General features: G+C 64.2%; 17 protein-coding genes. 6 read left to right on the top strand and 11 right to left on the bottom strand.

From position 1 onward, the window contains the following. Positions 1-50: 50 nt before the first annotated feature. The 8 genes from AC6LJY_RS23215 to AC6LJY_RS23180 all read right to left on the bottom strand — a co-directional run bounded on the left by AC6LJY_RS23215 (position 51) and on the right by AC6LJY_RS23180 (position 11,993). Positions 51-2,465: a TonB-dependent siderophore receptor gene (locus AC6LJY_RS23215; protein ID WP_498136861.1), complete on the bottom strand. Its 2,415-nt coding sequence runs from the start codon at positions 2,463-2,465 to the stop codon at positions 51-53. A 183-nt stretch (positions 2,466-2,648) separates the two neighbouring features. After that, positions 2,649-3,620 (bottom strand): FecR domain-containing protein, encoded by a 972-nt coding sequence (locus tag AC6LJY_RS23210; protein WP_498136859.1) that lies wholly within the window; start codon positions 3,618-3,620, stop codon positions 2,649-2,651. Continuing rightward, complete coding sequence (locus AC6LJY_RS23205) at positions 3,613-4,146, bottom strand: sigma-70 family RNA polymerase sigma factor (RefSeq protein ID WP_120154356.1); 534 nt, start codon at positions 4,144-4,146, stop codon at positions 3,613-3,615. The genes AC6LJY_RS23210 and AC6LJY_RS23205 overlap by 8 nt, the downstream gene beginning before the upstream one ends. A gap of 111 nt (positions 4,147-4,257) precedes the next feature. Next, positions 4,258-5,349, bottom strand: coding sequence for a cell division protein ZapE (gene zapE, locus AC6LJY_RS23200; RefSeq protein WP_046802676.1), 1,092 nt, complete (start codon positions 5,347-5,349; stop codon positions 4,258-4,260). A 79-nt stretch (positions 5,350-5,428) separates the two neighbouring features. After that, positions 5,429-6,856: a dihydrolipoyl dehydrogenase gene (lpdA, locus tag AC6LJY_RS23195; protein WP_046802675.1), complete on the bottom strand. Its 1,428-nt coding sequence runs from the start codon at positions 6,854-6,856 to the stop codon at positions 5,429-5,431. Positions 6,857-6,985: 129 nt separating this feature from the next. After that, positions 6,986-8,221 (bottom strand): 2-oxoglutarate dehydrogenase complex dihydrolipoyllysine-residue succinyltransferase, encoded by a 1,236-nt coding sequence (gene odhB / locus AC6LJY_RS23190; protein WP_046802674.1) that lies wholly within the window; start codon positions 8,219-8,221, stop codon positions 6,986-6,988. A gap of 103 nt (positions 8,222-8,324) precedes the next feature. Then, the gene (locus tag AC6LJY_RS23185) at positions 8,325-11,192 is read right to left on the bottom strand and encodes a 2-oxoglutarate dehydrogenase E1 component (RefSeq protein ID WP_046802673.1); all 2,868 of its coding nucleotides are present in this window, start codon (positions 11,190-11,192) and stop codon (positions 8,325-8,327) included. A 330-nt stretch (positions 11,193-11,522) separates the two neighbouring features. After that, a complete protein-coding gene (locus AC6LJY_RS23180) occupies positions 11,523-11,993 on the bottom strand; it encodes an Lrp/AsnC family transcriptional regulator (protein ID WP_046802672.1) in 471 nt (156 codons plus the stop codon). Between the two features lie 192 nt (positions 11,994-12,185). Between AC6LJY_RS23180 and AC6LJY_RS23175 the strand changes: the two genes are divergently transcribed. After that, positions 12,186-13,202, top strand: coding sequence for a 1-aminocyclopropane-1-carboxylate deaminase (locus tag AC6LJY_RS23175; protein WP_498136858.1), 1,017 nt, complete (start codon positions 12,186-12,188; stop codon positions 13,200-13,202). Positions 13,203-13,278: 76 nt separating this feature from the next. On the opposite strand, the gene AC6LJY_RS23170 is transcribed toward AC6LJY_RS23175, so the two are convergent. Continuing rightward, a complete protein-coding gene (locus tag AC6LJY_RS23170) occupies positions 13,279-14,484 on the bottom strand; it encodes a urate hydroxylase PuuD (RefSeq protein ID WP_314361080.1) in 1,206 nt (401 codons plus the stop codon). A gap of 213 nt (positions 14,485-14,697) precedes the next feature. Then, positions 14,698-15,048, bottom strand: a complete 351-nt coding sequence (gene uraH / locus AC6LJY_RS23165) for a hydroxyisourate hydrolase (RefSeq protein ID WP_498136857.1) — start codon at positions 15,046-15,048, stop codon at positions 14,698-14,700. A gap of 196 nt (positions 15,049-15,244) precedes the next feature. On the opposite strand from uraH, the gene puuE reads away from it, so the two are divergent. From puuE to AC6LJY_RS23145, 4 genes are all read left to right on the top strand, one after another. Continuing rightward, positions 15,245-16,189: an allantoinase PuuE gene (gene puuE, locus AC6LJY_RS23160; RefSeq protein ID WP_046802668.1), complete on the top strand. Its 945-nt coding sequence runs from the start codon at positions 15,245-15,247 to the stop codon at positions 16,187-16,189. Positions 16,190-16,200: 11 nt separating this feature from the next. Further along, positions 16,201-17,979 (top strand): 2-oxo-4-hydroxy-4-carboxy-5-ureidoimidazoline decarboxylase, encoded by a 1,779-nt coding sequence (gene uraD / locus AC6LJY_RS23155; RefSeq protein WP_498136856.1) that lies wholly within the window; start codon positions 16,201-16,203, stop codon positions 17,977-17,979. Between the two features lie 4 nt (positions 17,980-17,983). Beyond that, on the top strand, positions 17,984-19,213 hold the full coding sequence (locus tag AC6LJY_RS23150) for a M20 family metallopeptidase (protein WP_498136855.1): 1,230 nt from the start codon (positions 17,984-17,986) through the stop codon (positions 19,211-19,213). A gap of 209 nt (positions 19,214-19,422) precedes the next feature. Continuing rightward, positions 19,423-20,928 carry a nucleobase:cation symporter-2 family protein gene (locus AC6LJY_RS23145; RefSeq protein WP_046802666.1) on the top strand — a complete coding sequence of 502 codons (1,506 nt, stop codon included), beginning with the start codon at positions 19,423-19,425 and terminating at the stop codon, positions 20,926-20,928. Between the two features lie 61 nt (positions 20,929-20,989). Here the strand turns inward: AC6LJY_RS23145 and AC6LJY_RS23140 are convergent, their stop codons facing one another. Continuing rightward, a complete protein-coding gene (locus AC6LJY_RS23140; RefSeq protein WP_319304080.1) occupies positions 20,990-23,065 on the bottom strand; it encodes an OPT family oligopeptide transporter in 2,076 nt (691 codons plus the stop codon). 219 nt (positions 23,066-23,284) lie between these two features. Here AC6LJY_RS23140 and mdeB point away from each other — a divergent pair, with 219 nt between their 5' ends. Next, the gene (gene mdeB, locus AC6LJY_RS23135) at positions 23,285-25,972 is read left to right on the top strand and encodes an alpha-ketoglutarate dehydrogenase (RefSeq protein ID WP_498136854.1); all 2,688 of its coding nucleotides are present in this window, start codon (positions 23,285-23,287) and stop codon (positions 25,970-25,972) included. The last annotated feature ends 65 nt before the right edge of the window (positions 25,973-26,037 follow it).

Raw genomic sequence — 26,037 nt, 5'->3', positions numbered from 1 at the left:
CCGATGGTCCGCCCGCTGCGGCGCAACCTGCCGCGCTTTGTACTCCCGGTTTACCAGCGATAACGCAAGCTGGCCTTCACCGAACGCTGGTAACCGTACCAGCACCAGGACTCACCCAGGCACGACGCGACATACTCCTTGTCGAACAGGTTCTGCACGTTCAACGCCACTTGCATGCCCTTTAACGAAGGCGACACGCGGCCCAGGTCATAGTCCAGCATCAAGTCGAACAGCGTGACGGAAGGCGCCTTGTAGGTATTGGCTTCGTCAACGAACGACGAGCCGATATAACGGACGCCGCCGCCCACGCCCATGCCCGCCAGCGGCCCCCCTTGCAGCTGGTAGCGTGCCCATGCGGACGCCTGTTGCGACGGTACGCCGGCCGGCGATTTACCTTTGAGGTTCAAGCCCGCCAGGTTCGGATTGGCCTTGGAATATTCGTTGTCCATCAGCGAATACGCCGCCACCAGCGTCAGGCCGCGCAGCGGCTCGCTCTTGGCTTCCAGCTCGATCCCCTGCGTGCGCAGCTCGCCCGCCTGGATCGAGCAGCGCCCGCCGGCCGTGCCGCACACGTGGGTGGGGTCCGGATCGGTTGTCGTCATGTTCTCGCGTCGGATATCGAAGGCGGCGAAGGTCAGCAACGTTGCGCTGCCCGGCGGCTGGTACTTGATGCCGACTTCGTATTGCTTGCCCTCGATGGGCTTGAACGGCACGTTTTGCCAACCCGTGCCCGACTGCGGCTCGAACGATTCCGAATAGCTGAAGTACGGCGCCACGCCATTATCGAAGTTGTAGATGACGCCCGCGCGGCCCGTGAACTTCTCGGCGGTCAGCGACGACGGGGTGACGCGGCCGCTGGAAATTGCCGTGGTTTCGCCCACGGTGCGGGCCCAGTCATAGCGCCCGCCCAGCAACACCGACAGGCGGTCGATCTTGATCTGGTCCTGGAAGTACAAGCCGGCCTGGTACTGCCTGGACGTGGCATCCGACGAAAATGCCGGAGTGGCGATGTGCTGTCGGTTATCCGGGTTCAACACGTACAGCGGCGGCGCGCTGCCCGATCCCGACAACGTGTCTGTCTTCACGTGCTGGTAGTCAAAGCCCAGCAACGCGGTGTGACCAAAGCTGCCGGTGTTGAAGCGGGCCTGCACATTGTTGTCGATGGTCAGTGCGCCCACGTCCACGTCCGTGGCGATCGCCGCGCGCTGCTGGTACAGATAGGTGCGGTCCGTATAGCCGTAGTTGTTCGTCATGGCGCCGTAGACGCTGCGGTACTTGGCTTCGGAACGGGTCCAGCGCAGGCTTTGCGTGGCTTTGAACGTGTCGTTGAACCGGTGGTCCAGCACGTAGCCCAATGAATAGCTCTTGCGGTCGCTCTTTTCGAAATTGGCGTCGCCATCGTAGTAATCCGCCGGCAGGCGGATGCCGTCCGGTGCCGACAACAGCGTACGCATGGACGACACGCTGCCGTACGAACCCATGTCCGGATCGCGCTGGAAATTGGTCAGCACGGTCAGCGAGGTATCGCCACTGGGCTTCCACGTGAAGGCCGGCGACACAAAATAGCGGCGCTCTTTGGTGTCCTTCACCTGGCCGTCCGACATATAGCCGGCGCCGACCAGGCGATACAAGAACTTGCCGTCTCCATCGACCGGCCCGCCAAAGTCGAAGTTGGCGCGGCCATAGTCGTAGTTGCCGACCTGCACCTCCACTTCGCGCAGCGTCTCTTCCAGCGGTCGCTTGCTGACCTGGTTCACCACGCCGCCCGGGCCTCCCTGGCCGTACATGACCGACGCCGGGCCCTTCAGCACGTCCACCCGTTCGAGGCGATAGGCATCGACTTGCGGCAGCGCATCGCGGCCACCAAATACGCGCAAGCCGTCCAGATAAGACGATGCGGAAAAGCCCCGCACATTGAACTGGTCCAGCCGCGTGGCAGTGGCGCCGCGCGATTCGGTCGCCACGCCGGCGGTGTATCGCAGCACCTGGTTGAGCGTCTGCGCGCCCTGCTCCGTGATCTGTTCGCGCGTGATGACCGACACCGATTGCGGCGTTTCAATCAGCGGTGTGTCGGTCTTGGTCGCGCTGACGCTGGCGCTGGCCACATAGCCCACCGTGGGCGCCAGCGCGCTTTCCGCCATGCCGGACACCGTCACCGGCGCCAGCACATGCGCGTCACCTGACGGCGAGGCAGGCGCGGGCACCAGCGTCCAGGTATTGCCGGATTGCGCACGCGCCTGCAGGCCGCTGCCCGCCAAGATGCGCGCAAAGCCGGCGCCCACGGAATAGCCACCATTCAAACCGCCGGATCGCTGGCCGCGCACCAAAGCCGGATCGAATGACAGCACCACGCCAGCCGTGCGGGCGAATTGCGTCAGCACATCGGCCAGCGCACCGGCGGGAATCTGGTAGCTGCGCTGCGCGTTGGCGGCGGCGGGCGCGGACTGTGCCCACGCAGCGGGCATGCCGGCGGCAAGCGCGCCCGCGCAAGTGGCGGTCAGCACGGCCTTGCGGCCGGCCGTCAGTGTGGCGCGCAGGCGCGATTGAGATGAAGCAGACACGAAACTCTCCCTGTACGGTGATCTATCCCTGCCTTTCCGTACGGGAAGCAAAAACCTGCAAGACATCCGGCGAAAAAGTTGTAACGCTCAGATTTGCCGAGGATCGACCTGCAACCAATACTGCGTGTGCCGCGTGACCCTGATGGGCAGCGCGGGCTCAAGCGCCTTCAACGCCCGTTCCGCATCGTCTAGCGGGAACACGCCCGACAGCGTCAGGGCGGCCACGGCGGGGTCCACGCGGATCACGCCCACGCGCTGGCGCGCCAGATAGCGCGCAAACGCGTCCAGCCGCCACTCCTTGGCCACCACCATGCCGTCCACCCAGGCCAACCGATCGGGGTCAACGGCGCTGCGCACCAGCTCGTCGGCACCGGCGTCGGGGTCGGTGTAGGCCAGCCGCTCGCCGGCGTCGGCGTGCGTCCAGGCGCCCTGGCGCAGCAGTCCCACGCTGCCTTCGTACACGCCCAGCCGCAAGCCTGCGTCGGTGCGATGCAGATCGAACCGCGCGCGCTCGGCACGCAGTTCGCCATGGCCCGCGATCACGCGCAGCGCATCCACGCCCGCGCGCGGTTGCGTATTCACCAACATCTCGCCGCGCAGCAGGTCGATGCCGCGCGCGGCCCCCGACAGATGCAGGCGTACGGCGCTATCGCTGTTCAGCGTGATGGTCAGGCCGTCGGCCAGCGCCACAGTACGGCGTTCGCCCACGCGGGTGCTAAGGTCAGCCGCCAGGCGTTGCCAGGGCGTGTGCCGATAGCCTGCCCATCCGATGGCGGCCACGCCCGTCAGGCTCAGCAAGCCGCGCAATGCATTGCGGCGGCCCCGGGAGCTTGGGGAGCTCAACGCGGCATGGGCCAACGCCGCCGGCACGCGGCGCGTATCGCGGCCGATGGCCTCCAGGCGATCCCAGGCTTGTCGATGGGCGGCATCCGCATCCAGCCACGCGCGGCAGGACTCGTGGTCCCGGGCATTCGCCACGCCACTTTGCAAGCGGGTCCACCAGGCAATGGCCTGGCGCACCACGGCATCCGGCGGGGCGCCTCGTGCGGCGCTATTCATAGAATGCGGCATAGCAGGCGGCCATCGCCCGCACCATGTACTGCTGAACGGAACTGAGCGATACGCCCAGACGCTGCGCGATGTCGGGATAGGTCAGCCCATCCAGCTGCGACATCAGAAATGCGGAACGCGCCTTGGGCGGCAAGCCGTCAAGCAGGCGGTCCAGACGCACCAGGGCTTGCAGTTGTTCGGCCTGTGTCTCGGGCGACGGGGCGTAAGCCTGCTCAAGCGTGGCCAGGTAGTTCAGATAAGCGTATTCCAGCGCGGCATGGCGCTGATGGTCCACAACCAGCCCCTTCGCGATCGTGGTCAGCAAGGCGCGTGCATCGGTCGCGCGCACCGCCTTGCGGCCCTGAATCACCCGGACAAAAACGTCCTGCGCCAGATCTTCGGCGCGATGCTCGCAGCCCAGCTTGCGGCGCAACCATCCAAACAGCCATGGCCGGTGCTCGCGATACAGCCCGTCAACAGGCGCGATCGCGGCGTCCGCGCACGTAGCCGGTGGGGAAAACAAAGAGGAAGACACAATTGAGACCGCGGTGCGGAACCTGAAGTGTCAAAATCTTAAGTGATAATGACTTGCATTACCAATGCTATGTACAAGCGGCTCGCCCCAGACGGGCCGCTTGCGGCATTACTACAACGTCGCCGTCAGGCGGCGCTCGGATTCCAGATATTCGCGCGATTGCATTTCAAGAATGCGCGAGACGGTGCGATGGAATTCGTTGGCCAGCGCCCCTTCCGTGTAGATCTCTTCGGGCTCGCACTCAGCCGACATGATGAGCTTGACGCGGTGGTCGTAGAACACGTCGATCAACCAGGTGAAGCGGCGCGCCTCGGATGCCTGGCGCGGGCCCATCCTGGGCACGCCCGACAGGATCACGGCGTGGAAGCGGTTGGCCAATTCCAGGTAGTCGTTCTGCGAACGCGGGCCGCCGCAAAGCGTGGCGAAATCAAACCACACCACCGAACCGGCCAGCGCCACGGCGCGGATCTCGCGGTGCTCGATGTGCAGCAAGGGTTCCTGCGGCGGCGTATCGGCAAGGCTGTCGAACGCCTTCTTCAGCGCAGCCTGCGCGTGTTCGTCCAGCGGCGTGTGATAACACTGCACCTGCTCCAGCGAGCGGCGGCGGTAGTCCACGCCAGCGTCCACGTTCATCACGTCCATGCGCGACTGGATCAGCGCAATGGCGGGCAGCACGCGGTCGCGGTGCAGGCCGTCCGTGTACAAGGTGGACGGTTCGTAGTTGGACGTCATGATGAACGACGTGCCGTATTCAAACAGCTTGAGCAGCAGCCGATGCAGGATCATCGCGTCGGCCACGTCCGACACGTGGAACTCGTCAAAGCAGATCAGCCGGTAACGCTTGGCGACGCGCTTGGCCACTTCGTCCAGCGGGTCTTGCATGCCCTTTACTTCTTCCAGCTCGCGATGCACGCCGCGCATGAACTCGTGAAAGTGCAGGCGCGTCTTGCGCACCACGGGCACGGTCGCGTAGAAGGCGTCCATCAGGAAGCTCTTGCCGCGCCCCACCCCACCCCACAGATACACGCCACGCGGCACGTCGGGCCGGTTCAACAGCTTTTTCAGGGCATTCGAGCGCATCGACTTGAACTTGACCCACTCGTCGTAATAGCGCTGCAAGCGGTCGATGGCCAGCTTTTGCGCGGCATCGGGCTTGTAGCCACGTTCGGCCAGGGCGTGTTCGTAGTATTCGAGGACGTTCATGGGGTTCAGCTCAAGCAACCAAAATGAAAAAAGGGCGGGTCCTTGAACCCGCCCCCTGTCTAGCTCAGGTCAAGGACGCTTAGAAATTCAGCGCGCGCTTGTCCACGGCCAGAGCGGCTTCCTTCACGGCTTCCGACAAGGTCGGGTGCGCGTGGCAGATGCGGGCGATGTCTTCGGCGGCGCCACGGAATTCCATGATGGTCACGGCTTCCGAGATCAGTTCCGAGGCCATCGGGCCCACGATGTGCACGCCCAGGACTTCGTCGGTCTTGGCATCGGCGATCACCTTGGCAAAACCGGTGGTGTCGCCCAGCGCGCGGGCGCGGCCGTTGGCCAGGAACGGGAAGCTGCCGGCCTTGTACTCGCGGCCTTCGGCCTTGAGCTGCTGTTCGGTCTTGCCGACCCAGGCAATTTCCGGCGACGTGTAGATCACCCACGGCACGGTGTCGAAGTTGACGTGGCCATGCTGGCCGGCGATGCGCTCGGCAACCGCCACGCCTTCTTCTTCGGCCTTGTGCGCCAGCATCGGGCCACGCACGACGTCACCCACTGCCCAGACGTTTTGCAGGTTGGTCTTGCAGTCGCCGTCCACGGCCACGAAGCCGCGTTCGTCCAGCTTCAAGCCCACGGCGTCGGCGTTCAGGCCGCCGGTGTAAGGCACGCGGCCGATCGAGACGATCAGCTTGTCGACCACCAGCTTTTGCTCGGCGCCCTTGGCGTCGACGTAAGGCACGGTCACCGACTTGGCGGTGGCCTTGATCTCGCCGATCTTCACACCCATCTGGATGTTCAGGCCTTGCTTGGTGAACGCCTTCAGCGCTTCCTTGGCCACCTGGCTGTCAGCGGCGGCCAGGAATTCCGGCATCGCTTCCAGGATGGTGACGTCGGAACCCAGGCGGCGCCACACGCTGCCCATTTCCAGGCCGATCACACCGGCGCCGATCACGCCCAGCGTCTTGGGGACGCCGCCGATGTTCAGCGCGCCGTCGTTGGACAGCACAACCTTTTCGTCGAACGGCAGGCCGGGCAGTTCGCGAGCCGACGAACCGGTCGCCACCACCACGTGCTTGGCCACCAGGTCTTCTTCGGCGGTGCCGGTGACCTTGATGGCCCAGCCGCCTTCCACTTGGCCGCTGAACGCGCCCTTGCCGTGGAAGAAGGTGACCTTGTTCTTCTTGAACAGGTACAGGATGCCGTCGTTGTTCTGCTTGACCACCGTGTTCTTGCGGCCGATCAGCGTATCGAGCTTCAGGCTGACGCCCTTGACTTCGATGCCGTGTTCGGCGAAGTGGTGGTTGGCCTGTTCAAAGTGCTCGGACGATTGCAGCAGCGCCTTGGACGGGATGCAGCCAACGTTGGTGCAGGTGCCGCCGGGAGCCGGGCCGCCTTGGCCGTTTTGCCAGGCGTCGATGCAAGCGACCGACATGCCCAGTTGGGCTGCGCGAATAGCGGCGATGTAGCCGCCAGGGCCTGCGCCGATCACGACGACGTCAAATTGTTTGGACATAGTGTTCTCGCGGATGAGTGTGGGGTGGAACACGCCCCGCCCGACGCTGGTGAGCCGGAGGCCGGCGCCAGGCCGGCCGGGGCGCCGCGATCCGGAAGGCCCGGAGCGGCGCCACGCGGGGCGTCGAGATTACAGGTCCAGCAACAGACGCTGCGGATCTTCCAGGGCGTCCTTCATGGCGACCAGGCCCAGCACGGCTTCGCGGCCGTCGATGATGCGGTGGTCATAGGACAGCGCCAGGTAATTCATCGGGCGGATGACGATCTGGCCGTTTTCGACAACAGCGCGATCCTTGGTGGCGTGCACGCCCAGGATGGCCGATTGCGGCGGGTTGATGATCGGGGTCGACAGCATCGAACCGAACACGCCACCGTTGGAGATCGAGAACGTACCGCCGGTCATTTCTTCAATGCCCAGCTTGCCGTCAGCGGCGCGGCGGCCAAAGTCGGCGATGGTCTTTTCGATTTCAGCGATGGACAGCTGGTCGGCGTTGCGCAGGATCGGCACCACCAGGCCACGCGGGCTGCCGACAGCGATACCGATGTCGAAGTAGCCGTGATAGATGATGTCCTTGCCGTCGATCGAGGCGTTGATCAGCGGGTACTTCTTCAGGGCAGCCACGGCGGCCTTGACGAAGAACGACATGAAGCCCAGCTTGATGCCGTGTTCCTTTTCGAACTTGTCCTTGTACTTGCTGCGCAGATCGATGACCGCTTGCATGTTCACTTCGTTGAACGTGGTCAGGATTGCGTTTTCTTGCTGCGATTGCAGCAGGCGCTCGGCGATGCGGGCGCGCAGGCGGCTCATCGGCACGCGCTGTTCCGGACGGCCGTCCAGCGACAGCGTGGTCGGGGCGGGAGCAGCCGGCGCCTTGGCCGGAGCGGCCTTGGCGGCAGGAGCGCCGGCGGCCAGGGCGTCGCCCTTGGTCACGCGGCCGTCGCGGCCGGTGCCCGACACGGAAGCGGCGTCAACGCCCTTCTCGGCCAGGATCTTGGCGGCGGCGGGCGATGCCACGCCGGCGGCAGCCGACGAAGCGGGCGCGGCGGCGGGTGCCGGGGCGGCAGCGGCTTGTTCAGCGGCCTTGGGGGCTTCGGCCGGGGCGGTCGCGGCGGCGGCGGCCTTGGCGGCGGTGTCGATGCGGGCCAGCACTTCGCCCGAGGTCACGGTGCTGCCATCGCCCTTGACGATTTCAGCCAGCACGCCCGAGGCGGGAGCCGGCACTTCCAGCACGACCTTGTCGGTTTCGACTTCGATCAGGATTTCGTCCGCTTCAACGGCAGCGCCCGGCTGCTTCTTCCAGGTCAGCAGGGTCGCTTCGGAGACGGATTCGGAAAGTTGGGGGACGACGACGTCGGTAATAGCCATTTTGTTTGTTCCGTAAAGTGTGTGTTCTGGTCACGCGGCGCGGCAAGGTTCGAAAGCAGGTTCCAAAACGCTTGCCGCGCGCAGCGCGTGCATCAAGTCAGGGTTACTTCGTCAACATGACCTTGAACTTGGGCGCGAAAGCAGTCTCGATCAGGGCCTTCTGCTGCTCCTGGTGCTTGGCCAGGTAGCCCACGGCCGGCGATGCCGACGCGGCGCGGCCGGCGTAGCCCAGCTTCTGGCCTTCCACCATGTTCTCGTACACGTGATGCTGAACGTAGAACCAGGCGCCTTGGTTCTGCGGTTCGTCCTGAACCCAGATCACTTCGGTGGCCTTCGGGTACTTGCGCAGTTCCGTTTCGAACGACTTGTGCGCAAACGGGTACAGCTGCTCGACGCGGACGATGGCGACGTTGTCGGCGCCACGCTCGCGGCGGGCGTTGACCAGGTCGTAGTACACCTTGCCCGAGCAAGCCAGAACGCGCTTGACCTTGCTGGCGTCGATGGTGTCGTCGACTTCGCCGATCACCGGCTGGAAGCTGCCGCCTGCCAGATCGGTCAGGGGCGAACCCGCGTCCTTGTTACGCAGCAGCGACTTCGGCGTGAACAGCACCAGCGGCTTGCGGAACGGGCGGATCATCTGGCGACGCAGAACGTGGAAGATCTGCGAGGCAGAGGTCGGCTGGACCACTTGCATGTTGTTGTCGGCGCACAGCTGCAGGAAGCGCTCGATGCGGCCCGACGAGTGCTCGGGGCCTTGGCCTTCGTAGCCGTGCGGCAGCATCAGGGTCAGGCCCGACTGGCGGCCCCACTTGGCTTCGCCGGAGCTGATGAACTGGTCGATCACGACCTGGGCGCCGTTGACGAAGTCGCCAAACTGGCCTTCCCAGATGGTCAGCGTGTTCGGTTCAGCGCTGGAGTAACCGTATTCGAAGCCCAGCACCGCCTCTTCGGACAGCACGGAGTCGATGACGGTGAACGGAGCCTGGCCTTCCGAGACATTCTGCAGCGGAATGTAGGTGCCGTCGTTCCAGCGTTCGCGGTTCTGGTCGTGCAACACGGCGTGGCGGTGCGTGAACGTGCCACGGCCCGAGTCCTGGCCCGTGATGCGGATGGCGTAGCCCGAGGAAACCAGGGTTGCAAAGGCGAGGTGTTCGCCCATGCCCCAGTCCAGGTTCATTTCGCCCTTGGCCATCGTGCGGCGGTCGTTCAGCAGCTTGGCAACCAGCGGGTGCACCGTGAAGCCTTCCGGAACCGTCGTGATGCGTTCGCCGATGCGCTTGAGTTCAGCCAGCGGCACGGCCGTGTCGGCCTGGTCCGTCCACTTGGCGCCCAGGAACGGGGACCAGTCGATGGCGTACTTGCTCTTGTAGTCGGTCAGCACGGGTTCAATCGTGCGCTGGCCGTCTTCCATCAGCTGACGGTAGTCCTTGACCAGTTGATCGGCTTCGCCTTCGGCCAGCACGCCTTGCGTGGTCAGCTTGTCGGCGTACAGCTTGCGCGTGCCGGGGTGATGGCCGATGCGCTTGTACATCAGCGGCTGCGTCAGCGACGGGGTGTCTTGTTCGTTGTGACCCAGTTTGCGGAAGCAAACGATGTCCACAACGATGTCATGACGGAATTGCAGGCGGTAGTCCAGGGCCAGCTTGGTGACGAACACCACGGCTTCGGGGTCGTCGCCGTTGACGTGGAACACCGGGGCTTCGATCATCTTGACCACGTCGGTGCAATACAGCGTCGAACGCGAGTCACGCGGGTCGGACGTGGTGAAACCGATCTGGTTGTTGATGACGATGTGCAGCGTGCCGCCCGTACCGTAGCCGCGCGTCTGGGCCAGGTTCAGCGTTTCCATGACCACGCCTTGGCCGGCAAAAGCCGCGTCGCCGTGCACCAGCACCGGCAGAACGGTCTTGCCTTCGGTGTCACCGCGGCGTTCCTGGCGAGCGCGTGCGCTGCCTTCAACGACGGGGTTCACGATTTCAAGGTGAGACGGGTTGAAGGCCAACGACAGGTGGACCGGACCGCCACGGGTGGACAGGTCGGACGAGAAACCGTTGTGGTACTTCACGTCGCCGTCGGTCAGGCCTTCGGCGTGCTTGCCTTCGAACTCGGCGAACAGGTCGCCGGGCATCTTGCCCATGATGTTCACGAGCAGGTTCAGGCGGCCGCGGTGGGCCATGCCGACCACGATTTCCTGGACGCCGTTTTCGCCGGCGTGGTTCACCACTTCGTCCATCGAGGCGATGAAGCTTTCGCCGCCTTCCAGCGAGAAGCGCTTCTGGCCGACGTACTTGGTGTGCAGGAAGCGCTCAAGCCCTTCGGACTCGGTCAGCTGCTGCAGGATGTGGCGCTTTTCTTCGACCGAGTAGGCAGGCGCACCCAGCGTGGTTTCCAGGCGTTCCTGGATCCAGCGCTTGGCGGCGGGATCGGAGATGTGCGTGAATTCAGCACCGATGCTGCGGCAATACGTGTCGCGCAGCGCCTTCAGGATGTCGCGCAGCGTCATGGTGCTGGCGGTCGTGAAGTAGGTGTTGGTGGCCGAGTAGGTCTGGTCCAGGTCGGATTCGGTCAGGCCGTAGAAGGCGGGATCGAGTTCCGGGATCTGCGGACGTTCCTGGCGCTTGAGGGGGTCCAGATCGGCCCAACGCGAACCCAGCGAGCGGTAGGCGGCAATCAGCGATTGCACCGACACCTGCTTGCTGGCGACGCTCAGGTCGGGTTCGGCGGAGCGTTGCACGAAGGCATTGGCCTTGGCGCGCTGGGCGAACGATTCGACGATGGGAGCGTGGGCCTGGTCGCGAGTGGATTCCTGGCCGTCGGTTGCGGGAGCGTGCTGCAACTGGTCGAAATATTCGCGCCAGTTATCAGGAACCGAACCGGGATTGTCGAGGTAGGCTTCGTAAAGCTCCTCAACATATGGCGCGTTACCGCCAAAGAGATAAGACGTGGATAGAGATTCTATTTCCGAAGACATATCGCTTCACCTTTACGAGTGCTTCACTCGACACGATGCAGGAAAAACCTTCCGCGACACGGGCTTCCCGTTTAGCGGATCGCAGGGGGCAGAAGGCGCGTACAAGCCTTGAAAGCCGTATGCCGAGCAGTATAACCCTTTGAGTTTACGGGCGTCTTGAGACATTTTTGTGGCGCAAAAGCCCATTCGGAATGCCTGCATGCGGCCGTGGAATGTCCGGCCAACCCCTGACATTGCGACGTCTACGCGCCATCAATTTCCGCCATTCCAAAATGCCGCAGTGCGTCATTGGTGAGCACTTCGATGCGTGAGTGTTGTGCATTAGCCGCGTCACACCGGCAAGACAGTCGTCGACAAGATCTCTTTCAACACAAAAAAGGTGCGAATCTGGCGTACGCCGGGCAGCTTGATGATCTCGCCCGCATGCAGCTTGTTGAAGCGCTCCAGGTCGCGTATGCGCAGCATCAGGAAGTAGTCGAATTCGCCCGCCACCAGGTGGCATTCCAGGCAGCCGCTGATGCCGCGCGCCGCTTCCTCGAAGTCGGTGAAGGAATCCGGCGTGGAACGGTCCAGCACCACGCCCACGATGACCAGCGTGGCCATGTCGACGTCGGCCGGCTCCAGTAGCGCCACCGTCTTTTTGATGATCCCTTCGGCCTTCAGCTTTTCCACCCGGCGCAAGCAGGCGGCCGGGCTCAGGTGCACGCGCGCACTCAAATCCAGATTGGTGATCTGTGCATCGTCTTGCAAGAGACGAAGGATGTGGCGATCAATACGGTCCAATCCGGCAAGCGCGCTCATGGCATGCGTCCCCAAAAATATTATCTCGTCATTCTTTTTCTTCAGAAAATATTAAATCTAAATTATCTTTCTTTGCTATTTTTAATATCGCGTTCATCCATAAATACGCAATTGACCGCTACCGCCCGCGATTCCTATGATTTTTCCACCCGAGCCTCACTTGCCGGCCGGAATCCCATCACAGGAGCTCGCATGAATCTGCAACGCTTTCCCCGACATCGCCTGACCTTCGGCGACACCCCCATCGAAAAGCTGGACCGCCTGTCCGCGCATCTGGGCGGCAAGGTCGACATCTATGCCAAGCGCGAGGACTGCAACAGCGGCCTGGCGTTCGGCGGCAACAAGCTGCGCAAGCTGGAATACCTGATTCCGCAAGCGCTGGAACAAGGCTGCGACACGCTAGTCACCATCGGCGGCATTCAATCCAACCACACCCGCATGGTGGCCGCCGTGGCCGCCAAGCTGGGTCTGGCTTGCGTGCTGGTGCAGGAAAACTGGGTGGACTATTCCGACGCCGTCTACGACCGCGTCGGCAACATCATGATGAGCCGCCTGATGGGCGCCGACGTGCGCCTGGTGGACCAGGGCTTTGACATCGGCTTTCGGCGCAGTTGGGAAGAGGCGCTGGAAGACGTGCGCAAACGGGGCGGCAAGCCCTACGCCATTCCGGCCGGCGCGTCCGACCACGAACTGGGCGGGCTGGGCTATGTGGGCTTTGCCGAAGAGGTGCGGCGCCAGGAAGCCAACCTGGGTTTCAAGTTTGACTACATCGTGGTCTGCGCCGTCACCGGCAGCACGCAGGCCGGCATGGTGGTGGGCTTTGCGGCGGACGGCCGGGCCAACCGCGTCATCGGCATCGACGCATCGGCCACACCGGAACAAACCCGCGCGCAGATCCTGCGCATCGCGCGCCGCACGGCGGATATGGTCGGGCTAGAAGCAGGCATCGCCGACAGCGATGTGGTGCTGGATACGCGCTACGCCTATCCCGCGTATGGCTTGCCATCAGCCGAAACCAACGACGCCATCCGCACCTGCGCGCGGCTGGAGGGCATGATGACCGACCCCGTGTACGAGGGGAAGTCGATGCAGGGCATGATGGATCTGGTTCGCCGAGGCGAGATTCCGGCTGGGTCGAAGGTTCTGTACGCGCACCTGGGAGGGGTGCCGGCGATCAACGCCTACAGCTTTCTGTACCGCAACGGCTGAAGCCGACGGCCCGCCCGCCGGTTTCGGGGCCATGGGCTGGCCGGCCGGCGACTTGCGCTGACCGGCTCCGCTCCGGCTACCGGGTTTTTGCGCCGGCCTGAAACCACGCGCCAATCAACGCGCGTTCGTCGTCGGTCATGCCGGTGGAATTGGCCATCGGCATGATTTTCGACACCACCACTTGCTGGTACACGGCCTGGGCGTGAATCGCGATCTGCTCAACGGAATCCAGGCGCACGTTCTTCATCTGCACCTGTGCGCCGTGGCATAGCAGGCACCGCTGGTCGAATACATGGCGTACTTCCGCAAACGCCACCTCGGCGGGCGCGGCCACCGCCGCCGACGCCGCCACGGGCGCGGGCCGCATCCACACGATGGTCAAGCCCAGCACCGCCACGCCCAGCAGCACATACGGCAGCGGGTTGCGCGCGTTGCCCAGCTTGAAGCGATGGCGCACCACGAAGAACTGCCGGATCGCCGCGCCGCCCAGCATGATCAGCAGCAGAACGATCCAGTTGTACTGATGGGTATAGGTAAAGCTGTAGTGGTTGCTCATCATGGTGAACACCACCGGCAGCGTGAAGTAGGTGTTGTGCACGCTGCGCTGTTTGCCGCGCTGACCATGGACGGGGTCGACGGGCTTGCCCGCCCGCATCGCCGCCACGTTCTTGCGCTGGCCGGGGATGATCCAGAAGAACACGTTGCCGCTCATGGTGGTGGCCATCATCGCGCCCACCAGCAAGAACGCCGCGCGGCCCGCGAACCAGTGGCAGGCCAGCCAGGACGCCAGGGCGATGAACACCGCCACCAGCACCCCCACGATCGTGTCGCCGTGCTTGCCGCGCCCGAACAGGCGGCAGATGCCGTCGTAGACCATCCAGAACACCACAAAGAAGGCCAGCGCGACGGCCACGGCGGTGCCGGGCTGCCAGTCCATTTTTGACCGGTCGATCAGGTAGGTGCTGGCGTTCCACAGGTACGACATGGTGAACAGCGCAAAGCCGGTCAGCCAGGTGCTGTAGCTTTCCCAGAACGACCAATGCAGATGTTCGGGCAGCTTTTTGGGCTGCACCGCGTACTTCTGCATGTTGTAGAAACCGCCGCCGTGCACGGCCCATTGCTCGCCGCCCACGCCCTTGGCGAGCGATTCGGCGTCTTGCGGTTTTTCAAGGCTGTTGTCCAGCATCACGAAATAGAACGACGTGCCGATCCATGCGATGCCGGTAATGATGTGGGCCCAACGCAGCAACAGGTTGACCCAATCCAGGTAGTAACTTTCCATCCACGCCCCCGCAGTGGGCGGGCCTTGATAGGCTCCGCCGCACTGCCTACCACCGCGGGCGCTGTAAGCAGAAGATAGATCGCGCACAAGGCTAAAGTGCCCCGCACCGCTGCGATCAGGATGGACGAAATTGTATGCAGGTTTTGTTCACAATGCTATGCGCGCGCAACCGCTGTGGCATCAGGAATACCCTGATGTTAGGGGCCTTGCCGCTTACGAGCCCCGATACGTGGAATAGCTCCAGGGGCTGACCAACAGCGGCACGTGATAGTGCTGATCCGCATGCGCCACCCCGAAGTCAAGGCTGACCCGATTCAAGAAGTTGGGCTCGGGCAAGGCAACGCCGCGCGCCCGGAAGTAGGCGGCAACGTCGAACACCAGTCTGTAGGTACCCACTTTCAAGTCCGCCTCGGCAAACAAGGGCTTGGCGCTGCGGCCGTCCTGGTTCAGCGTGAATTCCTGGATCAAGGTGGCGGATTCGCCGCGTGTGGCGTATAGCGCAACGGACATGCCCTGGGCCGGGCAACCGTGCATGGTGTCGAGTACGTGCGTGGTCAGTCCCATGTTGTCTCCTGTGTGCCCCGAAGGCTGCGGGGCGGTCTCATGGTTATCCTTAATGATGTACATAAATTGTATACAGCTAATTGCTTTCCAGCTATTGTTTAGCCCATCATGAAACCGTCCGTTCATCCGCGCTTGGCCCCCTGAATTCTTTCCTTACCGCTGCGCGCGCCCCCCAGGCTCCATGCCCGCTCTATTCATGAACACCTACGACTCCACGCTTCCCTACCCCCGCGACCTGATCGGCTACGGCCGCAATCCGCCGCACGCGCAATGGCCCGACCGGGCTCGCATTGCCGTGCAATTCGTTTTGAACTACGAAGAAGGCGGCGAAAACAGCGTGCTGCATGGCGATGCGGGTTCTGAACAATTCCTGTCGGAAATGTTCAACCCGGCCAGCTACCCCGACCGCCATCTCAGCATGGAAGGCATCTACGAATACGGGTCGCGCACCGGCGTCTGGCGCATCCTGCGCGAATTTGAAAAGCGGCAGTTGCCCTTGACCGTGTTCGGTGTGGGCATGGCGCTACAGCGCCACCCCGAACTGACGGCGGCGTTCACGGAACTGGGCCACGAAATTGCCTGCCATGGCTGGCGCTGGGTGCATTACCAGAACGTGGACGAAGCCACCGAACGCGAACATATGCGCCTGGGCATGGAAGCCATCACCCAGCTGACAGGCAGCCGCCCGCTGGGCTGGTACACCGGGCGCGACAGCCCGCGCACGCGCCGACTGGTGGCTGACTACGGCGGCTTCGAATACGACAGCGATTACTACGGCGACGACCTGCCCTTCTGGATGCAGGTGAAAAAGAGCGACGGCGCCGTCGTCCCGCAACTGATCGTGCCCTATACGCTGGACTGCAACGACATGCGCTTCGCGCTGCCGCAAGGCTATTCGCACGCCGACCCCTTCTTTCAGTACCTGAAGGACAGCTTCGACGTGCTTTACGCCGAAGGCGACGAAGCGCCCAAGATGCTCAGTATCGGCATGCATTGCCGGCTGCTGGGCCGCCCGGGGCGCATCACGGCGCTACAGCGCTTTCTGGACCACATTGCCCGCCACGACCGCGTCTGGGTATGCCGCCGCCTGGACATCGCCCGGCACTGGAAGGCCACCCACCCCTATCTTCCCAACCGTTGAGCGCACCCACCATGCCCCACACGCTGGAACAACTCAATGCCGCCACGCCCGACGCGGCGCTCGCCATGCTGGACGGCCTGTACGAACTTTCGCCGTGGATTGCCCGCCAGGCGCTCGCCGCCCGGCCTTTTCGGTCGCTGGCGCATTTGCAGGACCAGTTGCGCCACGTGCTGGATCAAGCCGATATCGACGCACAACTGGCGCTGATCCGCGCGCACCCGGAACTGGCGGGGCGCGCCATGCAGCAAAACAGCCTGACCGCCGAATCCACCCAGGAACAGGATCAGGCGGGGCTTACGCATTGCTCGCCCGACGAACTGGCGCGGCTGCAACAGCTGAACAACGACTACAGCGCGCGCTTCGGTTTTCCGTTCATTCTGGCCGTGCGCGGCGCGCGCGGCACGGGCCTGTCGCGCCAGCAGATCATCGACGAATTTGCGCGCCGGCGGGATAACCCGCCCGACGTTGAAATCCGAGAAGCGCTGCGCAATATCCATCGCATCGTCGAAATTCGCCTGACCGACAAGTTCGGACGCGACCTGACCTTGGGCAACGACATCTGGGACTGGCAGGAACGGCTCAGTATCCACAGCGATCCCGGTTACGCCGAAAAAGGCCAGCTGACCGTCACGTACCTGACCGAAGCGCACCGCGCCTGCGCGCAGCGCATCTCGCACTGGATGCGAGATTGCGGCTTTGACGAAGTTGAAATCGACGCCGTCGGCAACGTGGTGGGCCGCTATCGTGCCCTGCAGCCCGACGCCCCCACATTGATGACGGGCAGCCACTACGACACCGTGCGCAATGGCGGCAAATACGACGGCCGCCTGGGAATTTTCGTGCCCATGGCCTGCGTGCGTGAACTGCATCGACAAGGTCGCCGCCTGCCCTACCACCTGGAAGTCATCGGCTTTGCCGAAGAAGAAGGCCAGCGCTACCGCGCCACCTTCCTGGGCTCCGGCGCCTTGATCGGCGACTTCAAGCCAGAATGGCTGGACCAGAAGGACGCGCAAGGCGTCACCATGCGCGACGCCATGCTGCATGCCGGCCTGTGCATTGACGACATTCCGAAGCTGCGCCGCGACCCGGCGCGCTATCTTGGGTTTGTCGAAGTCCATATCGAGCAAGGCCCGGTGCTGTATGAAATGGGACTGCCGCTGGGCATCGTCACATCGATCAACGGCAGCGTGCGTTATCAGGCGCAGATCTTTGGCATGGCCTGCCATGCCGGAACCACGCCGATGAACCGCCGCCGCGATGCCGCCACCGCCACCGCCGAACTGGCCTTGTATGTCGAACAACGCGCCGCGCGCGATGGCGATTCGGTAGGCACCATCGGCATGCTGGAAGTGCCCAGCGGATCCATCAACGTCGTGCCGGGCGAATGCCGCTTCAGCCTGGACCTGCGCGCGCCCAGCGATGCGCAACGCGACGCGCTGGTCAATGACGTGCTGGCCGAACTTGATGCCATCTGCACGCGCCGGGGCCTGCGCTATGCGCTTGAAGAAACCATGCGCGCCGCCGCCGCGCCCAGCGACCCTGCCTGGCAACAGCGTTGGGAACACGCCGTCGACGCGCTGGGCGTGCCGCTGCACCGCATGCCCAGCGGTGCCGGGCACGACGCCATGAAGCTGCACGAAGTCATGCCGCAAGCCATGCTGTTCGTGCGCGGCCAGAACCACGGCATCAGCCACAACCCCCGCGAATCCACCACCCGCGACGACATCCAGCTGGCCGCGCATGCCATGCAGCACCTGCTGGACGACCTTGCCAATGACATCAAACGCTAACGCCATGACCGATTACGCCCGACTAGACGCCTGGATCGACGCCCACTTCGACGAGCAGGTGAGCTTCCTGCAATCGCTGGTGCGCGTGCCCACCGACACGCCGCCCGGCAATAACGCGCCGCACGCCGTGCGCACCGCCGAACTGCTCAAGGAAATGGGCCTTGAGGCCGAAGCGCACCCCGTGCCCGCGCAAGCGGTGCAGGACTACGGCATGCAATCCATCACCAACCTGATCGTGCGGCGCGAATACGGCGCTGGCCGGCGCATCGCGCTGAACGCGCACGGCGACGTCGTGCCCCCGGGCGACGGCTGGCAACACGACCCTTACGGTGCCGAAATCGAAAACGGCAGCCTGTACGGGCGCGCCGCCGCAGTCAGCAAAAGCGACTTCGCCAGCTTCACTTACGCGGTGCGCGCCCTGGAAGCGGTGGCCAAGCCCAGCCACGGCGCGGTCGAACTGCATTTCACCTATGACGAAGAATTCGGCGGCTTGCTGGGCCCCGGCTGGCTGCTGTCGCAAGGCCTGACCAAGCCCGACCTGATGATTGCCGCGGGCTTCAGCTACGAGGTCGTCACCGCGCACAACGGCTGCCTGCAAATGGAAGTGACGGTACACGGCAAAATGGCGCACGCCGCCATTCCGTCCACGGGCGTGGACGCGCTGCAAGGCGCGGTCAAGATCCTGAACGCGCTGTATGCGCAGAACACGCTGTACCAGAACATCACGTCTGAGGTGCCCGGCATCAGCCACCCGTACCTGAATGTCGGACGCATTGAAGGCGGCACCAACACCAACGTGGTGCCCGGCAAGGTCAGCTTCAAGCTGGACCGCCGCATGATTCCCGAAGAAAACGCCGTTGAAGTGGAAGCAGACATCCGCCGGATCATCCAGGAAGCCGCTGCCGCCACCCCCGGCATCACCATCGACATCAAGCGCCTGCTGCTGGCCAATTCGATGCGTCCGCTGCCGGGCAACCAGCCGCTGGTCGACGCCATCCAGAAACACGGTGAAGTGCTGTTCGGCGAACCGATCCCGGCCATGGGAACGCCGCTGTACACCGACGTGCGCCTGTACGGCGAAGCCGGCATTCCCGGAGTCATCTACGGCGCCGGGCCGCGCACCGTGCTGGAATCCCATGCCAAACGCAACGACGAACGCGTCGTGTTGGAAGACCTGCGCCGCGCCACCAAGGTGATTGCGCGCACGTTGGCCGACCTGCTGGCACCGGCCTGATCGCGCCGGATCGTGGCGGGGGCCGCCGGGCTCCTGTCCCATCGCGCGGCCCAGCTGCGACAATTCCTACATAACGTAACTAAACATGTTTATATGATGCGGGTTTTCCTCCATTTCGGGGACCGCGCATACCTGTATACATTCCTCGTACACAAGAACGCTTTTCAGGATTTTCCGACCGACATCCCACTCCGCCAGGAGACACTCCCATGCAGGCTGCATCGCCCGCGCCGTCCGGCGCGTCTCAAGACCTCCATCCCGTCGACCAACGCCTGCCTACCGGCAAACTCGCGGCGTTGGGCCTGCAACATGTGTTGGTGATGTATGCCGGCGCGGTGGCCGTGCCCTTGATCGTCGGCCGCGCCTTGAACCTGACGCCAGACGAAGTCGCCATGCTGATCTCGGCGGACCTGTTCTGTTGCGGGCTGGTCACGCTGATCCAGACCCTGGGCGCCACGCAGTGGTTCGGCATCAAGCTGCCCGTCATGATGGGTGTCACGTTCGCGGCCGTGGCGCCGATGGTCGCGATGGCCAACGCCAACCCGGGTCCGGGCGGCGCGCAGCTACTGTTCGGCACCATCATCGGGGCCGGCATCATTTCGATTTTGATCGCCCCGGTCATCAGCCGCATGCTGCGGTTCTTCCCGCCCGTGGTCACGGGCACCATCATCACGGTCATCGGCATTACGTTGATGCGCGTCGGCATCAACTGGGTGTTCGGCAACCCATCCGGCCCCACCGCCCCCGTCATCGTCGATCCCATCTATGCCAAATGGCTGGCCGACGTCACCTCACCGGGCAGCGCCATCCCGCCCGTGCCGCAAGGCTTCGCCATCATGCCCTCGATGCCGAACCCGCGTTATGCCGACCTGACCGGCTTTGGCATTGCCGTGCTGGTGCTGGCGTCGATCCTGCTGATCGTGAAATTCACCAAGGGCTTCATCGCCAACATTTCGGTGCTGCTGGGCATCGTCATCGGCGCCATCGTGGCATCGGCCACCGGCATCATGACGTTCGAAAAAATCGGCCAGGCGGATTGGTTCGACATCGTGCTGCCCTTCCATTTCGGCATGCCCCGTTTCGACCCCATGCTGATCCTGAGCATGGCGTTGATCATGGTCGTCGTGATGATCGAATCGGCGGGCATGTTCCTGGCGCTGGGGGAAATGACCGAACGCGAAATCAGTCAGCAGAACATGGCGCGCGGCCTGCGCACGGACGGGCTGGGCACCTTGATCGGCGGCATCTTCAACACGTTTCCGTACACCAGCTTTTCGCAGAACGTGGGCTTGGTTGCGGTAACCGGCGTGAAGAGCCGCTTCGTGTGCGTCGCGGGGGGCATCATCCTGCTGGTGCTGGGCTTGCTGCCCAAAATGGCCGCGCTGGTGGAATCGTTGCCCACCGTGGTGCTCGGCGGCGCGGGCATCGTCATGTTCGGCATGGTGACGGCGACCGGCATCCGCATTCTGTCTGGCGTGGACTTCAAGGGCAACCGCCACAACTCCATGATCGTGGCCGTGTCGATCGGCATCGGGATGGTGCCGCTGATCGCGCCCAACTTCAAACAATGGATGCCGCATTCGCTGCACACCCTGATCGAATCGGGCATCTTGCTGGCCTCGCTGTCGGCCGTGTTGCTGAACCTGTTCCTGAACGGCGCGACGCACGACCGCCGCGCCATCATCGCGGCGGCCTTGCAGGCCGAGGAACATTGATTTGATGGCGGGCAGCGGCGGGCGCGTCACGACGCGCCTGTCTCAATGCCCATGGCGCGGCTCAGGCCAGCCGCATCACGCGCCGCCAGAACAGCACCGCCACCCATACAAACACGGCCAAGCCCAGGTACGACGCCGTCACCGCGAAGCCCTCGCCCGCGATGGCCAGCGGCGCATCCGTACCCGCCGCGCCAATGATGCCGGCCATCAACACCCCCACCAGGCTTTCGCCCACGATCAAGCCCGACGCAATCAGCACGCCACGCCGGTTCGCGGCGTCGGCGAATTGCTCGTAAGGCTTGCCCGCCGCGGCGGCGCGACGACGCAGCGCGCGTTCCAGCAACCACGCCAGCACCGCGCCGGCCACGATTGGCGCGGCCACCGTGGGCGGCAGATAGATCCCGATGCCCACGGCCAACACCGGAATGCGCGCCACGCGGCAGGTGCGCTTCAGGATTTCGTCCACCACGATCAGCGCCACGCCCACCGCCATGCCGATCAGGATCATCGTCCAGTTCAGTTGGTGCGTGAAGATGCCGCGTGTAATCGCCAGCATCAGCGTGGCCTGCGGCGCGGACAAGGCTTGCGCCGGGTCCATGCCCGCGCGTGGCATCGCATCGGCAAAACCATAGGCGTTGTAAAGCAGTTCCAGCACGGGTGAAATCACCGCCGCGCCCACCACGCAGCCAATCAGCAAGGCTACCTGTTGGCGCCATGGCGTGGCGCCAACCAGCCAGCCGGTCTTCAGATCTTGCAGGTTGTCATTGGAAATGGAAGCCACGGCCACCACCGCCGACGTACTGAAAATGGACAACGCAATCGCCATCTGCACGCCGTTTTGCGCCTGTAGCAGCTCGCCGCCCAACGTCAGCATCAACAACGACACCAACACGATGGCCACGATGCCCACGCCGGAAATCGGGCTGGTCGACGAACCGACCAAACCCGCCATGTAGCCGCAAGCGGCCGCCACCAGAAACCCGAACACAAAGGCGAACAGCACCGCGTACGCCACCAGCTTCCAGACGGCGGCGGCCGACACGGGCGCGCCCGACAGGAACACCTGGAAGGTCACCACCAACACCGCCACCAGCACCAGCGTCACTATTGAAATCCAGCCGGCCGACAAGTCGCGTTCGGTACGAGGCGCTTGTCCGGCACGGGCCGCGCCCGCGCTGGTCAGCGCCGAGAACGAGGCCTTGACGCCACGCGCCATCGGCATGAACAGGGTTGCCAGCGTCCAGATGGCGCCCACGCCGATCACGCCCGCGCCAATGAAGCGCACTTGCGACGCCCACAGGCCGGTGGCGTATTGCGCCAGCGATTGGCCCGCCGGCATGTCGCCCATCGCGGTCAACACCGGCACGGCGATGCCCCACGAAATGATCAGCCCCGTCAACATGGCAAGGCCCGCCACGATGCCGATCAGGTAACCCGCGCCCAGCAAGGCCAACGAAAAGCCCATGGGCAGCCGGAACACCGCGCCGCCCAGCGCGAACCACCCGCTGACGCTATCGCCCAGCACCCGCAAGCCGCTGGCCGCAAAGCTGACCGCCGCCGCCACCACGCCCCCGGCGACGATGTCGCCCATGCCGGTCGCCACGGGCTTGGTAGCGGTATTGGTCACCGGCTGACCCGACGTTGCCTGGGCATCGTCTGCCGCATCTTGTGCGCGTTCGGCACTGCCCACGCGCAGGATTTCGGCCGCCGCCACGCCTTCCGGATACGGCAGATTGCTTTGCACCACCATGACGTGGCGCAGCGGAATCGTGAACATCACGCCCAACATGCCGCCAGCCGCGCAGATGCCCAGCGTCTGCCAGAAAGGAAAGCCTTGCCAGTGGCCCATCATGACCAGCGCGGGCAGGATGAAAATGATGGAAGACAAGGTGCCGGCCGCGGAAGCCTGCGTCTGCACCATGTTGTTTTCCAGGATGTTCGCGTCCTTGAACAGGCGCAACACCGACATCGAAATCACGGCTGCCGGAATCGCGGACGAAAACGTCAGGCCCACCTTCAGCCCCAGGAAGACGTTCGACGCCGTGAAGATCACGGTGATCAGGGCGCCCAGCAAAATGCCCCGGAACGTAAGCTCGGGAAGCGTGACATTTGCCGGGACGCTGACGGGTTGGGTCATTGAAGTCTCCCGTTATGAATGCGAATAAAGCGCGCATTCTAGCGCTTTGGCGTCCACCCAGTGGTCACCACGAGTAAGCGCATGCACGCCGCAGAAGCTGCCGGCATTGGAAATTTCCGCAAAATATTATGCTGAAATTCACGGCGTCTTCCCCGCAATTTGATGACTCATGCCATCCACACAGGTCTAGGATGGAGCGATAACAGGAGACAACACCCCATGCGTGACGCAAGCCACCCCGCCCCGGGGCATGACCACCCCACCGATGCCGACCCGGCTGAAACCGCCGAATGGCGCGATGCCCTGCAATCACTGGTCGACGCGGACGGAGCACGCCGCGCGGGCTACGTGCTGGACAGCCTGCTCGGGCATGCCGCGTCCCTGGGCCTGCGCGCCAACAGCCAGACGCGCACCGCCTACCTGAACACGATACCGGCCGACCAGGAACCGCCTTTTCCCGGCAACCTGGCCGTTGAAGAACGCATCGCCCGCATCAACCGCTGGAACGCGCTGGCCATGGTCGTGCGTGCCAACCAGGCGCACGGGGAACTTGGCGGCCACATTGCCAGCTATGCATCGGCCGCCGACTTGTTCGAAGTCGGCTTCAACCACTTCTTCCGCGCGCAAACGGCCGACGGCCCGGGTGACTTGGTCTACATGCAGCCGCACTCCGCGCCCGGCGTGTACGCCCGCGCCTTCCTTGAAGGCTTTTTGGGCGAAGACGATCTGGCACATTTTCGACAGGAAATCACCGCCACCGCGCGCGGCCTGCGCGGGTTGTCGTCCTACCCGCACCCCTGGCTGATGCCGGACTTCTGGCAGTTCCCGACAGGGTCCATGGGCATCGGACCCATCAACGCCATTTACCAGGCGCGCTTCATGCGCTACCTGGAACACCGCTCGCTGGTGCCCGCCGGCGACCGCAAGGTCTGGGGCATTTTCGGCGACGGCGAAATGGACGAACCCGAGTCCATTGCCGCGCTGACGCTCGCCGCGCGCGAAAAGCTGGACAACCTGGTGTTCGTCGTCAACTGCAACCTGCAACGGCTGGACGGCCCGGTGCGCGGCAACGGCCGCATCATCGACGAGCTTGAAACCCTGTACGCCGGCGCCGGCTGGAACGTCATCAAGCTGGTGTGGGGCAGCGACTGGGACGCCCTGCTTCGCCGCGACACCAACGGCGCGCTGGCCCGAGCCTTCGCCAACACGGTGGACGGGCAATTCCAGACCTTTGCCGCCAATGACGGCGCCTTCAACCGCGCCCACTTCTTCAACCAGAACCCGGAACTGGCGGCGCTGGTGGCCGACTGGACCGACGAAGCCATCGACCGCCTGCATCGCGGTGGCCATGACATGGTGAAGATCCATGCGGCTTATCACCGCGCCGCGCAGCATCGCGGACAACCCACCGTGATTCTGGCGCAGACGAAAAAAGGTTTCGGCATGGGCGCCGCAGGCCAGGGCAAGATGACGACGCATCAGCAGAAAAAGCTGGACGATGAAGCGCTGCTGGCGTTTCGCGACCGCTTTGCCTTGCCCATTTCAGATGCCGACTGCCTGGCCCTGAAGTTCTACCGCCCGGCCGAAGACAGCGCCGAACTGCGCCACCTGCAAGCTCGCCGCGCGGCGCTGGGCGGCCACATCCCCCGCCGTCGCACCGAATCTCCACGCCTGGCGCCGCCCGCGGTTGAACAGTGGGCGCGCTTTGCGCTGGCCGCCGACGGTAAGGAAATGTCGTCCACCATGGCCATCGTGCGCATGCTGACCGGGCTGCTGAAAGACGCCACGGTGGGCTCGCGCATCGTACCCATCGTGGCTGACGAGGCCCGCACCTTCGGCATGGCCAACTTGTTCCGGCAGATCGGCATCTATTCAGCGCAAGGCCAGTTGTACGAACCCGAGGACATCGGCTCGGTGCTGTATTACCGCGAAGCGCGCGACGGGCAAATCCTTGAGGAAGGCATTACCGAAGCCGGCGCGATTTCGTCGTGGACGGCGGCGGGCACCAGCTATTCGGTCAACGGCTTGCCGATGTTGCCCTTTTATATCTATTACTCGATGTTCGGCTTCCAGCGCATCGGCGACCTGATCTGGGCCGCCGCCGACCAGCGTACGCGCGGCTTTTTGATCGGCGCCACGTCGGGCCGCACCACGTTGGGCGGCGAGGGCTTGCAGCATCAGGACGGCTCCAGCCACATCATGGCCGCCGCCGTGCCGAACTGCCGCGCCTACGATCCCGCGTATGCGTTTGAAGTGGCCGTTATCGTCGAACACGGCATGCGCCGCATGCTGGACGAGCAGCACGACGAATTCTTCTACCTGACCGTCACCAACGAAAACCTGGCGCAGCCCGACATGCCCCCCGACCCCGCCGTGCGCGTCGGCATCCTGCGCGGCATGTACCGGCTGCGGGCCGCGCGCGTACAGGCACAGGTCCGGCTGCTGGGCGCCGGGCCCATGCTGCGCGAAGCCGACATGGCGGCCGACCGGCTGCACGCTGACTACGGCGTGGATGCCGAGGTCTGGAGCGTGACCAGCTTTTCTGAGTTGGCCCGCGATGGCCGCCAAGCCGAACGCGCCCGCGTCCTGGGCCTGGAAGCCGCCGACGACGCGGACTGGGTTCGCACCTGCCTGGGCGGCAGCGACGCGCCGGTGATTGCCGCCACCGACTATGTGCGCGCCGTGCCTGAACAGATCCGCGCCTGGGTGCCCGCGCCATACCGCACGCTGGGCACCGACGGCTTCGGCCGCAGCGACACCCGCGCGCAACTGCGCGACTTCTTCGAAGTCAGCGCGGACTGGATCGTGCTGTACGCGCTGGACAGCCTGGGCCGGCAGGAAGACGCCGACGCCCTGCGTCACCGCCTGAACGCGGGCACGCGCCAGACGCCGCCCTGGGAGTTGTAGACGAGGCACACACCGGTACGGGTACGGGCTACGGGCTACGGCGGCCGCGTCGAGCGCGTGCCCGC

Source organism: Achromobacter sp. RT286_PF, from assembly GCF_059760425.1.
The sequence above is the reverse complement of the archived record's forward strand: the minus strand, read 5'-3'. Positions and strand labels throughout refer to the sequence as shown.

Excerpts from the sequence above, each read along its gene's own strand:
- AC6LJY_RS23215 (WP_498136861.1), bottom strand. The coding sequence starts at position 2,465 with ATGCCCGCTGCGTGGGCACAGTCCGCGCCCGCCGCCGCCAACGCGCAG.
- AC6LJY_RS23210 (WP_498136859.1), bottom strand. The coding sequence starts at position 3,620 with ATGAATAGCGCCGCACGAGGCGCCCCGCCGGATGCCGTGGTGCGCCAG.
- zapE (WP_046802676.1), bottom strand. The coding sequence starts at position 5,349 with ATGAACGTCCTCGAATACTACGAACACGCCCTGGCCGAACGTGGCTAC.
- lpdA (WP_046802675.1), bottom strand. The coding sequence starts at position 6,856 with ATGTCCAAACAATTTGACGTCGTCGTGATCGGCGCAGGCCCTGGCGGC.
- odhB (WP_046802674.1), bottom strand. The coding sequence starts at position 8,221 with ATGGCTATTACCGACGTCGTCGTCCCCCAACTTTCCGAATCCGTCTCC.
- AC6LJY_RS23185 (WP_046802673.1), bottom strand. The coding sequence starts at position 11,192 with ATGTCTTCGGAAATAGAATCTCTATCCACGTCTTATCTCTTTGGCGGT.
- AC6LJY_RS23180 (WP_046802672.1), bottom strand. The coding sequence starts at position 11,993 with ATGAGCGCGCTTGCCGGATTGGACCGTATTGATCGCCACATCCTTCGT.
- AC6LJY_RS23175 (WP_498136858.1), top strand. The coding sequence starts at position 12,186 with ATGAATCTGCAACGCTTTCCCCGACATCGCCTGACCTTCGGCGACACC.
- AC6LJY_RS23170 (WP_314361080.1), bottom strand. The coding sequence starts at position 14,484 with ATGGAAAGTTACTACCTGGATTGGGTCAACCTGTTGCTGCGTTGGGCC.
- uraH (WP_498136857.1), bottom strand. The coding sequence starts at position 15,048 with ATGGGACTGACCACGCACGTACTCGACACCATGCACGGTTGCCCGGCC.
- puuE (WP_046802668.1), top strand. The coding sequence starts at position 15,245 with ATGAACACCTACGACTCCACGCTTCCCTACCCCCGCGACCTGATCGGC.
- uraD (WP_498136856.1), top strand. The coding sequence starts at position 16,201 with ATGCCCCACACGCTGGAACAACTCAATGCCGCCACGCCCGACGCGGCG.
- AC6LJY_RS23150 (WP_498136855.1), top strand. The coding sequence starts at position 17,984 with ATGACCGATTACGCCCGACTAGACGCCTGGATCGACGCCCACTTCGAC.
- AC6LJY_RS23145 (WP_046802666.1), top strand. The coding sequence starts at position 19,423 with ATGCAGGCTGCATCGCCCGCGCCGTCCGGCGCGTCTCAAGACCTCCAT.
- AC6LJY_RS23140 (WP_319304080.1), bottom strand. The coding sequence starts at position 23,065 with ATGACCCAACCCGTCAGCGTCCCGGCAAATGTCACGCTTCCCGAGCTT.
- mdeB (WP_498136854.1), top strand. The coding sequence starts at position 23,285 with ATGCGTGACGCAAGCCACCCCGCCCCGGGGCATGACCACCCCACCGAT.